Raw genomic sequence first — 13,007 nt, 5'->3', positions numbered from 1 at the left:
GTGCGGGGGCAGGGGCGGCTGCGTGGAGTTCGGGTGCGTGGGGGTCGGCTTCGCGCGGGTGCGGTGGTCCGACGGGTGCGGCGGGTCAGCGGGTACGGGGCGCGTGCCGGTGGGCGAGGGCTTCGTACGAGGCCGCCAGCGCGGGGGCCGCCGTCTCGTACGTGCGCTGTGTGACGCAGGTGAAGAGGCAGTCCACCACCAGGAGCTGGCTCGTGCGCGACGACATGGCCGCCGGGCGCAGCTCGCTCTCGCGGGCGGTGGAGGTCGTGAGTATGTGGTCGGCGTACTGCGTCACGGGCCCGGTCGGGCGGCCGGTGATCGCGACCGTGGTGGCGCCGTGGTCGAAGGCGACGCGGAGCGGCTCGATGACGTCGCCGGTGGAACCGGAGTGGGTGATCGCGATGGCCACGTCGCCGGAGCGCAGCTGCACGGCGTTGGTGACGGCGAGGTGCGGGTCGCTGTGCGCGTGGGCGAGCAGGCCGATCCGCAGGAGCTTCTGGCCGAGGTCCTGGGCGACGAGGCCGGAGGCGCCGACGCCGTAGATGTCGATGCGGCGGGCGGTGGCGAGGGCGGTGACGGCGGCGCCGAGCTGGACGGTGTCGAGTCCGGCGGCAGTGTCGGCGAGGGTCTGCTGCTCGTCGTAGGCGAGCTTGGCGACCACGTCGGCGATCGGGTCGTCGACGGCGATGTCCGCGGTGACGGAGGGCGCGCGTCCGGACTGCTGCTGGGCGGCGAGGCCGGCGAGGGCGAGCCGCAGGTCGCGGTAGCCGGGGTAGCCGAGGAGACGCGCGGTGCGCACCACGGTCGCCTCGCTGGTGCCGGTGAGTTCGGCGAGGCCGGTGACCGTGAGGGCCGCGCAGCCGGCCGGGTCGCCGGCGACGGCCTCGGCGACCCGCTGCATGGAGCGGGTCATGGACGGCGCGAGGGTCCGCACCTTGGCGGCGAGGGCCGCGGGCGCGGGCGGGGCGTTGCCGGGCGCGGGCGCCGTCCCGGAGCCGCCGCTGAAAATTTCCTTCACGTCATTGGTCACATCTGAAAGATATTTTCGGCCCGGAGGAGCGTCAAGACCCCTGATGGGTCCGGATGCGGAGGGGATCTTCGCCGTCGCGGCTTCTGGGGTGACAATGAGTCCATGGACGACATCGACTCCCTGGAGCAGGCACTGCACACCGCCCGCGCCCTGGTTCTCGCCGATCTGGCGGCACGTGAGGTGGCCGCGGCCGAGGTCGTCTCGATGGTCGAGGACGCGGTGACGCACCGGCGGTGGTGGGTGGAGCAGTGGCCCGAGGGCATCACGTACGTCGCCGGGCTCGTCGCGCAGGACGTCCAGGACGCGCTTCTGGAGCGGTACGGCCGCTGGCCGCTCTGCCCGGTCTGCGCGTCGGGCGACCCGCACGCCCTGGACGTGGAGCCGGAGCTTGGGCCGGACCCGCACTGGGTCTGCGGCAAGGCGGGTGTGGTCGTGGCTCCGGTGGGCGGCCTGCGGTGAGGGCCGGGACGGGGACGGAGACGACGGGGGCCGGGGCGGAGACGACAGGGAACGGCACGTCGGTGATCAGGCCCGGGGCGGAGACGACAGGGAACGGCACGTCGGTGATCAGGCCCGGGGCGGAGACGGTCGGGCCCGGGGCGGCCGCCGCGGCGGGGGTCTGAGGTGGCCCTCTACATCGACCCGCCGACCTGGCCGGGCCACGGCCGCATGTGGTCGCACCTCGTCAGCGACGTCTCGCACGACGAGCTGCACGCCTTCGCCGCCTCGATCGGCGCCCCGCCCCGCGCCTTCGAGCGCGACCACTACGACATCCCGTCGGAGCGGTACGCGGACGCGGTGGCGGCGGGCGCCATCGAGGTCGGTTCCAAGGAACTCGTCCGCAGGATCACGGAGGCGGGACTGCGCCGGCCGAAGAGCCGGCCGGCGCCCGGGGAGGACCGCCCGCGTTACGACGTGTAGTAACCGGCCACGTCCGCGAGCAGGTCGACCGACCCCGCCCGGTCGCACACGCCCCTGAGGGGGTCACGGGGTGGTCGGGGTCAGTCCACCGGGGCCAGGTTCGCCTCCGGCCGTGAGGCGGACGAGACGGCGGACGCGGACGAGGCGACGACGTGGCCGGGGGCAGCCGGCGTGCGCCGGGTCAGGCGGAGCGACAGGGTGACCGCGGCCAGGGCCACGACCGTCATGGCGGCGCCCGCCCAGGCCGTCGACGCGAACCCGAGGCCGGCGTCGATGACGGTGCCGCCGAGCCAGGGGCCGCCGGTGTTGCCGAGGTTGAACGCGGCGGTGGTCGTGGCGCCCGCCAGGGTGGGGGCGGCGCCGGCCAGGTTGAACATGCGGGCGTTGAGGGCCGGAGCGGTGTAGAAGGCCGAGACGCCGAGGAGGAAGGCCAGGACGATCGTGGCGGCCGGACTGGAGGCGAAGAGGGCCAGGGCGACCAGGAAGACCGTCGAGGCGGTGATGCCGCTCAGCAGCACCCCGACGAGGTGCGCGTCGGCGACGCGGCCGCCGATGTACGTACCGATCAGGGCGCCGATGCCGAAGAGGCCGAGGATCGCGGAGACCCAGCGGGTGTCGATCCCGGCGACGTCCGTGATCACCGGCGCGAGGTAGGAGAACGCGCAGAAGACGCCGCCGGCGGCGAGTGCGGTGACCACGACCGAGAGGAGCACCTGGCGGTCGCGGTAGATCACCAGTTCGCGCTTGAGGCGGGGAGTCTTCTCGGGCAGGGGGATGTGCGGGATGCGGGTCACGACGCCGACGAGCGCGACGGCGGAGGCCGCGCCGACCGCCCAGAAGGCGGAGCGCCAGCCGAGGTGCTCGCCGAGGAAGGCGCCTGCCGGGACGCCGAGGACGTTGGCGATCGAGAGGCCGCCGATCATGACCGCCATGGCCTTGGCGCGGGCCCCGACCGGCACCATCGCGATGGCGACGGCGGCCCCGACGGCCCAGAACCCGGCGCAGGCGAGCGCGCTCACGACACGGGAGGCGAAGAGCACGCCGTAGCCGGGCGCGAGGGCCCCCGCGATCTGGCCGAGGCCGAAGACGGTGATCAGGGCGACGAGGGTCGTCTTGCGGGGCAGCCGGAGGGTGGTGACGGCGAGCAGCGGGGCGCCGACGACCATGCCGATGGCGAAGGCGGAGATGAGCAGCCCGGCGCTGGGGATGGAGACCCCCATGTCCTCGGCGATGGGCGGCAGGAGCCCGGACAGCATGAACTCGCTCGTGCCGAGCGCGAAGACGGAGAGCCCGAGGATGTAGACGGCCAGGGGCATGCGGGCGGGGGTGGCGGTGGGGGCGGGGGAGGTCGTGGGCTCGGCGGAGGGAGACGGCATGACATGCGTCAACCGGGTGGTTGTGCCTGACATTCCTCGGGGCCGGAGGTGTCTTGCGATGTGGACGGGCGGGGGAACGGGGAGGGCCGCTGGGGTCCCTGACCAGGTCAGGGGCCCCAGCGGCCCTGGAGACCACCGATTCCGGTCGGTACGTACGGGGTGCTCGCCGCAAGTACGGGGATGCTCGCCGACGGGCGCCGCTCGTCGCCCGTGGCACGCGCCTCGAAGCCGACGTGAGCGGTTTCAGGGAGCCTCAGCGCGGCGGCGGTGGGCAGTTCGTCGACGTCAGGGTGGTCAGCTCCGCCCGCAGGTTCGTCCGGGCCCTTCCCTCCCAGGCCGCCGCGCCGTACGGCGTGCGGAAGAGGCGGGGGAGGGACATCAGCTGGCGGAGGACCGCCGCGCGGCCCTCGCGGAAGGCCGTGTCCGGGACGAAGGCGTACTCCTCGCGGACGGCCTTCGTATACCCCGCGTAGGTATCCGGATCGCTCGCCAGGATCGCCAGGTCCGCGTCGCAGAGCAGCTCGCCGTTGATGTCGCCCTCCGCCGGGTCGTGGGTGACCGTCAGGCGCACCAGGCGGGCCACCTCCGTCACCTCGTGGCTCGTCAGGCCGGCCTCCGTGAGGGCCTTCTCGGCCAGGGCGGCGGAGCGTTCCTCGTTCTCCGAGCGGTCCGGGCGGTAGACCGCGTCGTGGAACCAGGCCGCCAGGCGGACCAGCTCCAGTTCGCCGCCCTCGCCGCCCAGGTCGGAGAGTTCGTCGATGCGGTCGAGGACCGCCCGCAGGTGGTCGACCGTGTGGTACTTGCGCTGCGGCTCGGCCCAGCGGGCCAGCAGGTTGAGGCCGTACGGGACGGGGTCGGGGCCCTCGCGGCCCGCCCGGGCCGCGCGCAGGGTCGAGGTCCAGCGCTGGAGCAGCGCGGGGTCCGGCGCGTGCTCGGCGTGCTCTTCTTCGGCGGTCATACGCGCATTGTGCCGCCTCCCGTCGCCCGCAAGGCCGTCTTCCGACGGCCCTGCCACTTCGCCGTACGGGGTACCCCCCTTGGGTACCCCGTACGTCCGTGAATGCCCCTTGTCGTCCTCGTCGCCGCCCGGTTCGTGGTCATCGTGGACGTGTCGATCAACGGCGTCACACTCCGGCGGGGGCCCGCGGGCGACCGGAGGGAGCCGACGTGCCGGGGGTGGACGTCAGGCGGACGGGGTGACCCATTCGACGAGCTGGACCACGACGCCGTTGGGGTCGGTCATCTGGAAGAGGCGTTCGCCCCAGGGCTCTTCGCGCAGCGGCATGGTGAGGGGGGCGCCCGCTTCCCGCAGCCGCGACTCCTCGGCCTCGATGCCGGTGACGGTGAGGGCGAGGATCAGGCCGGCCGCGTGCTGGTCGCGCTGGTCCGCCGGAAGGACCTCGATGCCCTGGCGCAGCAGGACGATGTCGACGGCGGCGTCCTCCCGGCGCAGGGAGACGAAGCCGTCCTCGGCCATGGCGACCTGGTAGCCGAGGTAGGTGGTGAGGAAGTCCCGGGAGGCTTCCGGGTCGGCGACGGTCAGCGAGAGGGTGGAGGTGGTGACGTTCAAGAACGCTCCTGGGGCAGCGGCGAATCGGCTCAGCGAATTTTGCGACGGACGTAACTTTACGCAGAGCCGATTCCGTGCGTCAAGACTATTTTTGCTACCGATGTAAGATTGCTCCATGGGTACCGAGATGGGGCTCCGCGAGTCCAAGAAGCAGGAGACGCGCCGGCTGATCTCCGATCACGCCACCCGGCTCTTCATGGAGCAGGGTTTCGAGGCGACGACCATCGCCGAGATCGCCACCGCGGCCCGTGTCGCGAAGAAGACCGTCACCAACTACTTCGCGCGCAAGGAGGACATGGCCCTCGACCACCACGAGGTCTTCACCGCGAGCCTGGCCGCCGCCGTCACCGGGCGCGGTGAGGGCGAGTCGCCGCTCGACGCGCTGCGGCGGGAGTGCCTCACCGCCCTGGAACACCACGACCCGGTGGCCGGGTTCGCCGGTCCCGCCTTCGCGGGCATGATCGTCGACAGCCCGACCCTCACCGCCCGGCTGCGCGAGCTCCACGACCGGCGCGAGGAGGAGCTCGCCACCGCCCTGGCCGCCCTCGGGATCGAGGCGGGCGCCGGGGAGCGGCCCGGCGCCGGTGACGGCATCGCCCCGCGGGCGGCCGCCGCCCTCATCGCGGCGGCGCACCGCCTGCTGTTCCGGCGGATCCAGGAGCTCACCCTGGCCGGGGACCCCGACGACCGCATCACGGCCGTCCTCGTCCCGGAGGCCGAGCACGTCTTCGACCTCCTCGCCACCGCCCTCGACGGCTCCCCCTACGCCGGGCGGCCCTGACCGGCCGCGAGGGCGCGCGGGCCGGGAAAACCCTTTGCCGGACCCGCGCCCCGCGCGCCACTCTTCCGCGTATGACTTCCCCTCCCGAGTCGCGCCCGGTGGCGGACCTCTTCTCGACGGCCGGACGCCTGAAGGCGATCCCGCGCAGGCCGGCCCGCCGCGAGCAGCTCCTCGCCCACCTGGCCGAGACGCTCTTCGAGCCCGCCCGCTCCTACAGCGAACGCGAGGTCAACGAAGCGCTGCTCACCGTCCACGACGACTTCCCGGCGCTCCGCCGCTACCTCGTGACCGGCGGCCTGCTCTCCCGTACGAAGGACGGCGCGGCCTACCGCCGACAGCAGCGGCCCGGCTCGCCCGGAGGCGCGATTCCGTCCGTCGCGTGACGGCCGCGGTGGTGGCCGGCCTGCTGGCCGGCTACGGCATCGCGATCCCGGTCGGCGCCGTCGGCGCGTACCTCGTGGCGGTCACCGCCCGCACCGGCTGGCGTACGGGAGCGGCCGCGGCGCTCGGCGTCGCGGCGGCGGACGGGCTCTACGCCCTCGTCGCGGTCCTCGGCGGCTCGGCCCTCGTCCCGCTGCTCGCGCCGGTCATGACCCCGCTGCGGTGGATCTCGGCGCTGGTCCTGGTCGTCCTCGCGGCCCGTTCCGCGTGGACGGCCGTACGCGCCTACCGCGAGGGAGCGCTTGCCGGGCGGCGGGGCGGCGACCACCCCCTCACCCCGTGGCGCGCCTTCCTCGCGTTCCTCGGCATCACGGTCCTCAACCCCATGACCGTGATCTACTTCGCGGCCCTGATCCTGGCCACCGGCCCTTCGGCCCCGGCCACCACGCTCGACCGGACCGCCTTCGTGCTCGCCGCCCTCACCGCCTCCGCGAGCTGGCAACTCCTCCTGGCGACGGGCGGCGCCCTGCTCGGCCGCACCCTGACGAGCGCCCGCGGCCGCCTCGGCACCGCCCTCGCGTCGAGCGCCCTGATCACCGGCTTGGCGGTGCACCTGGTGACATAGGGGCGGGCGGCTCCGCTCGCGGGTGCACCCTTTCGCCGGCCAGTTCACGGTGGCGCGGCCCCATGATGACGCCGTCGTCGGGCCGGCGTACCGTCAGCCGGGCGACCCGGGCTGCCCGGCCTGCCGGTACGCCCCGGCAGCCCCGCCCCCTCAGTCGATGTGGACGATCCGGAGCGCCTCCGCCGTCCGTCCCGCCGGGAGGCCCCGCCTTCGACGCCTCGCCCACCTTCACCTTCGCCTGGTCCCCGCCCTGGGCGATCACCTCGGTGACGCAGCAGCTGAGGTGATCGCCCAGCAGGGCCACGGCGGCCTCCTCGTCGGACGGGTTGCGGGCGGTGGCGCGGGTCAGTTGTCGGCGGCCCGGAAGCCGCGCAGGCGCAGGCTGTTGCCGACCACGAAGACCGAGGAGAAGGCCATGGCGGCGCCCGCGATCATCGGGTTGAGCAGCCCGGCCGCGGCGAGCGGCAGGGCGGCGACGTTGTAGGCGAAGGCCCAGAAGAGGTTGGAGCGGATGGTGCCGAGGGTCTTGCGGGAGAGCCGGATGGCGTCGGCGGCGGCCCGCAGGTCTCCTCGTACGAGCGTCAGGTCGCCGGCCTCGATGGCGGCGTCCGTGCCGGTGCCCATCGCCAGGCCCAGGTCGGCCTGGGCCAGGGCGGCGGCGTCGTTGACGCCGTCCCCGACCATGGCCACCGAACGCCCCTCGCTCTGCAGGCGCTTGACGACGTCGACCTTGTCCTGGGGCATGACCTCGGCGAAGACCTCGTCGATGCCGACCTCGGCGGCGACGGACCGGGCGACGGCCTCGTTGTCACCGGTCAGCAGGATCGGGGTCAGGCCGAGTGCGCGCAGCCGCCCGATCGCCTCGGCGCTGGTCTCCTTGATGGCGTCGGCGACCTCCAGGACCGCCCGGGCCTCGCCGTCCCAGGCCACCGCGATGGCGGTCCTCCCGGCCTGCTCGGCCTCGTCCTTGGCGGTCTTGAGCGCCCGGGGGAGCTCCAAGGCCCACTCGGTGAGGAGCTTCTCGCGGCCGACGAGGACGGCGTGGCCCTCGACGACGCCCTGGACGCCGAGGCCGGGGATGTTGGCGAAGTCCTCGGGCGTGGGGAGCGTGCCGACCTTGGCGGCGGCGCCGGTGGCGACGGCCTGGGCGATCGGGTGCTCGGAGGAGTGCTCCAGGGCGCCCGCCAGGCGCAGCACGTCTGTCTCGTCGGTGCCGTCGGCGGTATGGACCTTGAGGAGGGTCATCCGGCCGGTGGTGACGGTGCCGGTCTTGTCCAGGACGATGGTGTCGACCTTGCGGGTGGTCTCCAGGACCTCCGGGCCCTTGATGAGGATGCCGAGCTGGGCGCCACGGCCGGTGCCGACCATGAGGGCGGTCGGGGTGGCGAGGCCCAGGGCGCAGGGGCAGGCGATGATCAGGACGGCGACGGCGGCGGTGAACGCGGCGGTCAGGCCGGATCCGGAGCCCAGCCAGAAGCCGAGCGTGCCGAGGGCGAGGGCGATGACGATCGGCACGAAGACCGCGGAGATCCGGTCGGCCAGGCGCTGGGCGGCGGCCTTGCCGTTCTGCGCGTCCTCGACCAGCTTGGCCATCCGGGCGAGCTGGGTGTCGGCCCCGACGCGGGTGGCCTCGACGACCAGCCGGCCGCCGGCGTTCAGGGTGGCGCCGGTGACCGAGTCGCCGACGCCGACCTCGACCGGCACGGACTCGCCGGTGAGCATCGAGGCGTCCACGGCGGAGGAGCCCTCGACGACGGTGCCGTCGGTGGCGATCTTCTCGCCCGGGCGGACCAGGAAGCGGTCCCCGACGGCGAGTTCGGCGGTGGGCACCGTGACCTCGCGGCCGTTCCTGAGGACCGTCACCTCCTTGGCGCCCAGCTGCATCAGCGCCTTGAGCGCCGCGCCCGCCTTGCGCTTGGAGCGGGCCTCGAAGTACCGGCCGGCCAGGATGAAGGCGGTGACGCCCGCCGCGGCCTCCAGGTAGATGTTCCCGGCGCCGTCCGTGCGGGCGATCGTGAACTCGAAGGGGTGCGTCATCCCGGGCGTACCGGCGGTGCCGAAAAACAGCGCCCACAGCGACCAGAGGAACGCGGCGATCGTGCCGACCGAGATCAGCGTGTCCATGGTGGCCGCGCCGTGCCGGGCGTTGGTCCACGCGGCCCGGTGGAACGGCCAGGCGGCGTAGACGACGACCGGGGCGGCGAGCGTGAGGCTCAGCCACTGCCAGTACTCGATCTGCAGCGCCGGGATCATCGCCATCGCGACGACGGGGACGGCGAGCGCGACGGAGGTGATCAGCCGCTGCTTCAGGGGCCGGAGCTCCTCGTCGGCCTTCTCCTCGTCGGACGGCCCGTCGTCTCCCGGTGCGGCGGCCTTGGGCGGGGTGGGCTCCTGGGCGGTGTAGCCGGTGGCCTCGACGGTCGCGATCAGGTCGGCGACCGAGACGGCGGCGTCCGCGTCGAAGGTGACCTTCGCCTTCTCGGTGGCGTAGTTGACGGTGGCCTCGACCCCGTCCATGCGGTTGAGCTTCTTCTCGATACGCGCCGCGCACGAGGCGCAGGTCATGCCGCCGATGGCGAGCTCGACCTGGGCGGCGCCCGGAGTGGTCGTGGTCATGGCTCCTCTTTCCTGAGGCTGGGTGCGCCTTCGCGTGGCGGCCGATCATCTGCGCCGGCACTCGGGGGCCGGGGCCCGGGAGGGACGGGACGGGCCCCGGCGGCCGTGGTGGTGCGTGCGCCAGGGGTCAGGCGCGGCCGGTGAGCTCGTAGCCGGCGTCGTCGATCGCGGCGGCGATCGCGGTGTCGTCCGGCTCGCCGCCCGTGGTGACGGTCACCCGGCCGCCGGCGACGTCGACGTCCACGGAGAGGACGCCGGCCAGTTCGCCGACGGAGGTGGTGATCGCGGTCTTGCAGTGGGCGCAGGTCATGCCGGTCACGGCGTAGACGGTGGTGGTGGCGTCGGCGACGGCGGTGGTGGCCTCGCCGGCGCCGGTCGAGCAGCTGCCGTCAGGAGTACAGCAGGAAGACATGGGTTCCTCCTCGTTCGGTGATCAGGGAAATCCGATACCCTCGGGGGGTATCCAGCTGGGTTCATGTATACCCCCCGCCCGTATTCGGCGCAAGCGCCCTCCTCGGCTTGACTTGATACCCCCCAGGGGTATCGTGGGGTGTATCGGACGGAACGGTCACCCACGCACGGGAGAGCTGTCATGAACACCGGAGTGAAGATCACCGCCTATGCCGCCGCGCTCGCCGCGACCTTCGGGGCCGCGTACGGGGTCGGCAAGGGCGTCGGACCCGTGGACGAGCCGCGGCCGGCCGCGCACGGTGAACACGCGGCCGCGACGGGCGAGGCGGAAGCGTCGGAGGGGGCCGGGGACGGGCACGCCGGGCACGGCGAGGCGAACGCGCCCGCCGCCGGGGGGCTCCAGGTCTCGGAGGGCGGCTACACCCTCGACCTCGAGACGCCGCGGCCGGCCGTCGGCAGGAGCGTGCTGACGTTCTCCGTCAAGGACGGCGACGGCCGGAAGGTCACCGCGTACGAGACCGAGCACGGCAAGGAGCTGCACTTCATCGTCGCCTCGCGCGACCTGACGGTCTACCGCCACCTGCACCCCGTCCGGGCGGCCGACGGCACCTGGTCGACACCCGTCGACCTGCCCGCGGCGGGCGGCTACAAGGCCTTCGCCGACTTCAAGCCGGCGATCGAGGGAGCGAGGAACGTGACCCTGGGCGTGGACCTGTCCGTACCCGGCGCGTACGCGCCGCGGCAGATGCCGGCCGCCGCGCCGACCGCGGCCGTCGACGGCTACCAGGTCGCCCTGAGCGGCACGCTCGCCCCCGGCAGGGCCGGCGAGCTGAAGCTCACCGTCACCAAGGGCGGAAAGCCGGTCACGGACCTGGAGCCGTATCTCGGTGCGTACGGCCACCTCGTCGCCCTCCGCGACGGCGACCTCGCCTACCTGCACGTCCACCCCAACGAGGGCGGCCCCGGCCCGGACGTCTCCTTCACGGCGACGGCGCCCAGCCCGGGGACGTACCGCCTCTTCCTCGACTTCCAGCACGGCGGCACGGTGCGGACGGCGGCCTTCACGGTGCACGCGGGCGCCGGGCACGCGGCGCCGGAGAAGGCGCCGGCGCCGACCGGGGGCGGCGCGCACGATGCGGGAGAGCACACGCACGGCTAGTCTGGTCATTGGACTAGACCTGTAGCCGTCATTCATGGAGGAATGGGCTCGATGAGCAACCGTGCAGTCCTTGAGGTGATCGCCCTCGACGAAGGGGACGCGGTCGCGGCCCAGGCCGGCGGGGCGGACCGTCTCGAACTGGTCACCGACATGGCGGCGGACGGGCTGACCCCGAGCCTGACCGGCTTCCGCGAGATCCGCGCCGCCGTGGACATCCCGCTGCGCGTGATGCTCAGGCTGACGGACGGCTTCGCGGCGGGCGACGTGGACGCCCTGGTCGCCCGCGCCTCGGAGCTCCGGGAGGCCGGTGCGGACGAGTTCGTGCTGGGCTTCCTGACGGCACACGGCGACGCGGACCTGGTGGCCGTCGAGCGGCTGATCGCCGTCCTGGACGGCTGCCGCTGGACCTTCCACCGGGCCGTCGACCGGGCGGCCGACCGCGACGCCCTGCGCAAGCAGCTCGCGGACCTGCCCGGCCTCGACACCTACCTCACCGCGGGCGCGGCGACGGGCGTCGACGACGGCCTCCCGGTCCTCAAGGCCGAGGCGGCCCGCGCGGGAGAGCCGGGCTACGAACCCCGGATCCTCGTGGGCGGCGGCCTCCGCCTCGACCACCTCCCCGAACTCCGCGCGGCCGGCCTCGACGCCTTCCACATCGGCGGGGCGGCCCGCCCGAACGGCTGGACCCACCCGGTCTCCACGGACGCGGTCCGCACCTGGCGCGAGGCGATCGACGCGTAGAGGGGCGGCCGGGGCCGGCGAGGGCGCGGCGGTCCGTAGGCCGCGGTCGAGAGGACGCGAACCCGCCCTCGCCGACGGCCGCGAGACGGACGGCGTCGGGCCCGCGGGCCAGGACCGTCGGCCCCCGGGCCAAGGCCGTCGGCCCGCGGGCCAGGACCGTCGGCCCCCGGGCCAAGGCCGTCGGCCCACTGCCCAGGACCGTCGGCCCCCGGGCCAAGGCCGTCCGCCCCCCGGGTCAAGAGCGTCCGGGGGGCCGGGAGCGTCGCCCCCCGGGCCAAAAGGGTTGGCCCATCGGGCGGCCCGCTGGCTAGCCTTCCGGCCATGCCGGCCGCGCGAGTTCCCCACACGCCCCCCGCCCGCCGCCCCGACGAGGTCGGTGTCGATGCCGGGCTCGTCGCGCGGCTCGTCGCGGCGCAGTTTCCCGGGTGGGCCGGGCTGCCGGTCACGGCGGTGCCGTCCGCCGGTACCGACAACGCCATGTTCCGGCTCGGCGACGACAAGACCGTCCGGCTGCCCCGGGTCCCGTCCGCCGCCGGGCAGGTCCACAAGGAGCAGCGCTGGCTGCCGTACCTCGCCCCCCACCTGCCCCTGCCGGTGCCGGTGCCGCTCGGGGCGGGTGTGCCGGCGGAGGGCTACGGCCTGCCCTGGTCGGTGTACGGCTGGCTCGACGGCGCCGACGCCTTCGACGAGCCGATCGCCGATCTCGCCCACGCGGCCGTCTCGCTGGGCCGCTTCGGAGCGGCCCTGCGTCGCGTCGACGCGAGCGGCGGCCCCCGCTCCTTCCGGGGCGGACACATCACCGAGTGGTGCGGGGACCACATCACGCGCGCCCTCGTCGACCTCGGCACCGACGGCACGGTCGACACCGCCGCCGCGACCGCCGCGTGGGAGTCGGTGCTCCGGCTGCCGCAGTGGGACCGCGACCCCGTCTGGGTCCACGGCGACCTGCTGCCCGGCAACCTCCTGACGCGCGCGGGCCGGCTGAGCGCCGTCATCGACTTCGGCGGGGTCGGTACGGGCGATCCGGCCTGCGACATGATGGCGGCCTGGACCGTGTTCACCGCCGGGACGCGCCCCCTGTTCCGGGAGGCCGCCGAGGTCGACGACGCCACCTGGGCGCGCGGGCGCGGCTGGGCGCTGTGCTGGGGGCTGGTCACGGAGCACTCCTACCGCGAGACGAACCCGGTCCTCGCCGCCGTCGCCCGCCGCTCGTTCTCCGAAGCGCTCGCCGAGTACGCGACCGGAGTGTGAGGAGGCGGAGGCGCCGGTGAACTCCCGCCCCGCACCGGGCTGTTCATCTCGCCCCGCAGACCCCGCCATGCCGCCTGGGCCTGCGCCCCGTGGGACCAGGCCTGCCGGGACACGACTCCGGGCTCCTACGTCCGGAAGCGGCCCG

Annotated in this window: 14 protein-coding genes; 8 read left to right on the top strand and 6 right to left on the bottom strand. The window is 74.1% G+C overall.

All coding sequences use genetic code 11. The annotated features are described in order from the left end of the window. Positions 1 to 85 precede the first annotated feature (85 nt). Positions 86 to 1,030 (bottom strand): MurR/RpiR family transcriptional regulator, encoded by a 945-nt coding sequence (locus tag ACZ68P_RS17460; protein WP_471006945.1) that lies wholly within the window; start codon positions 1,028 to 1,030, stop codon positions 86 to 88. Positions 1,031 to 1,132: 102 nt separating this feature from the next. Between ACZ68P_RS17460 and ACZ68P_RS17455 the strand changes: the two genes are divergently transcribed. Together ACZ68P_RS17455 and ACZ68P_RS17450 are read left to right on the top strand one after the other, a co-directional pair. Continuing rightward, a complete protein-coding gene (locus ACZ68P_RS17455; RefSeq protein WP_365722121.1) occupies positions 1,133 to 1,489 on the top strand; it encodes a hypothetical protein in 357 nt (118 codons plus the stop codon). A 165-nt stretch (positions 1,490 to 1,654) separates the two neighbouring features. Continuing rightward, complete coding sequence (locus ACZ68P_RS17450; RefSeq protein ID WP_471006944.1) at positions 1,655 to 1,951, top strand: DUF4031 domain-containing protein; 297 nt, start codon at positions 1,655 to 1,657, stop codon at positions 1,949 to 1,951. 80 nt (positions 1,952 to 2,031) lie between these two features. Here ACZ68P_RS17450 and ACZ68P_RS17445 read toward each other — a convergent pair whose 3' ends face one another. The 3 genes from ACZ68P_RS17445 to ACZ68P_RS17435 form a co-directional block, all read right to left on the bottom strand. Continuing rightward, on the bottom strand, positions 2,032 to 3,267 hold the full coding sequence (locus tag ACZ68P_RS17445) for a Cmx/CmrA family chloramphenicol efflux MFS transporter (protein ID WP_471007162.1): 1,236 nt from the start codon (positions 3,265 to 3,267) through the stop codon (positions 2,032 to 2,034). A 313-nt stretch (positions 3,268 to 3,580) separates the two neighbouring features. After that, a complete protein-coding gene (locus ACZ68P_RS17440; RefSeq protein ID WP_471006942.1) occupies positions 3,581 to 4,285 on the bottom strand; it encodes an HD domain-containing protein in 705 nt (234 codons plus the stop codon). A 225-nt stretch (positions 4,286 to 4,510) separates the two neighbouring features. Continuing rightward, complete coding sequence (locus ACZ68P_RS17435; RefSeq protein WP_471006941.1) at positions 4,511 to 4,897, bottom strand: VOC family protein; 387 nt, start codon at positions 4,895 to 4,897, stop codon at positions 4,511 to 4,513. A 115-nt stretch (positions 4,898 to 5,012) separates the two neighbouring features. On the opposite strand from ACZ68P_RS17435, the gene ACZ68P_RS17430 reads away from it, so the two are divergent. The 3 genes from ACZ68P_RS17430 to ACZ68P_RS17420 all read left to right on the top strand — a co-directional run bounded on the left by ACZ68P_RS17430 (position 5,013) and on the right by ACZ68P_RS17420 (position 6,684). Then, a complete protein-coding gene (locus ACZ68P_RS17430; RefSeq protein ID WP_471006938.1) occupies positions 5,013 to 5,678 on the top strand; it encodes a TetR/AcrR family transcriptional regulator in 666 nt (221 codons plus the stop codon). A gap of 71 nt (positions 5,679 to 5,749) precedes the next feature. Beyond that, positions 5,750 to 6,061, top strand: a complete 312-nt coding sequence (locus ACZ68P_RS17425; protein WP_471006936.1) for a DUF2087 domain-containing protein — start codon at positions 5,750 to 5,752, stop codon at positions 6,059 to 6,061. After that, entirely contained in the window at positions 6,058 to 6,684 is a 627-nt protein-coding gene (locus ACZ68P_RS17420) for a LysE family transporter (protein ID WP_471006934.1), read from the top strand. The genes ACZ68P_RS17425 and ACZ68P_RS17420 overlap by 4 nt, the downstream gene beginning before the upstream one ends. A 345-nt stretch (positions 6,685 to 7,029) precedes the next feature. On the opposite strand, the gene ACZ68P_RS17415 is transcribed toward ACZ68P_RS17420, so the two are convergent. Next, a complete protein-coding gene (locus ACZ68P_RS17415; RefSeq protein WP_471006932.1) occupies positions 7,030 to 9,300 on the bottom strand; it encodes a heavy metal translocating P-type ATPase in 2,271 nt (756 codons plus the stop codon). Between the two features lie 127 nt (positions 9,301 to 9,427). Next, positions 9,428 to 9,712, bottom strand: a complete 285-nt coding sequence (locus ACZ68P_RS17410; protein WP_471006930.1) for a cation transporter — start codon at positions 9,710 to 9,712, stop codon at positions 9,428 to 9,430. 180 nt (positions 9,713 to 9,892) lie between these two features. On the opposite strand from ACZ68P_RS17410, the gene ACZ68P_RS17405 reads away from it, so the two are divergent. From ACZ68P_RS17405 to ACZ68P_RS17395, 3 genes are all read left to right on the top strand, one after another. Continuing rightward, entirely contained in the window at positions 9,893 to 10,870 is a 978-nt protein-coding gene (locus ACZ68P_RS17405) for a hypothetical protein (protein WP_471006927.1), read from the top strand. A gap of 51 nt (positions 10,871 to 10,921) precedes the next feature. Then, positions 10,922 to 11,611 (top strand): copper homeostasis protein CutC, encoded by a 690-nt coding sequence (locus ACZ68P_RS17400; RefSeq protein WP_471006925.1) that lies wholly within the window; start codon positions 10,922 to 10,924, stop codon positions 11,609 to 11,611. Between the two features lie 321 nt (positions 11,612 to 11,932). Next, complete coding sequence (locus tag ACZ68P_RS17395) at positions 11,933 to 12,862, top strand: aminoglycoside phosphotransferase family protein (RefSeq protein ID WP_471006923.1); 930 nt, start codon at positions 11,933 to 11,935, stop codon at positions 12,860 to 12,862. The last annotated feature ends 145 nt before the right edge of the window (positions 12,863 to 13,007 follow it).

It is taken from the genome of Streptomyces sp. NPDC036822, from assembly GCF_055609145.1.
Note: the sequence above shows the minus strand (reverse complement) of the source record. Positions and strands in the feature narration are given on the sequence as shown.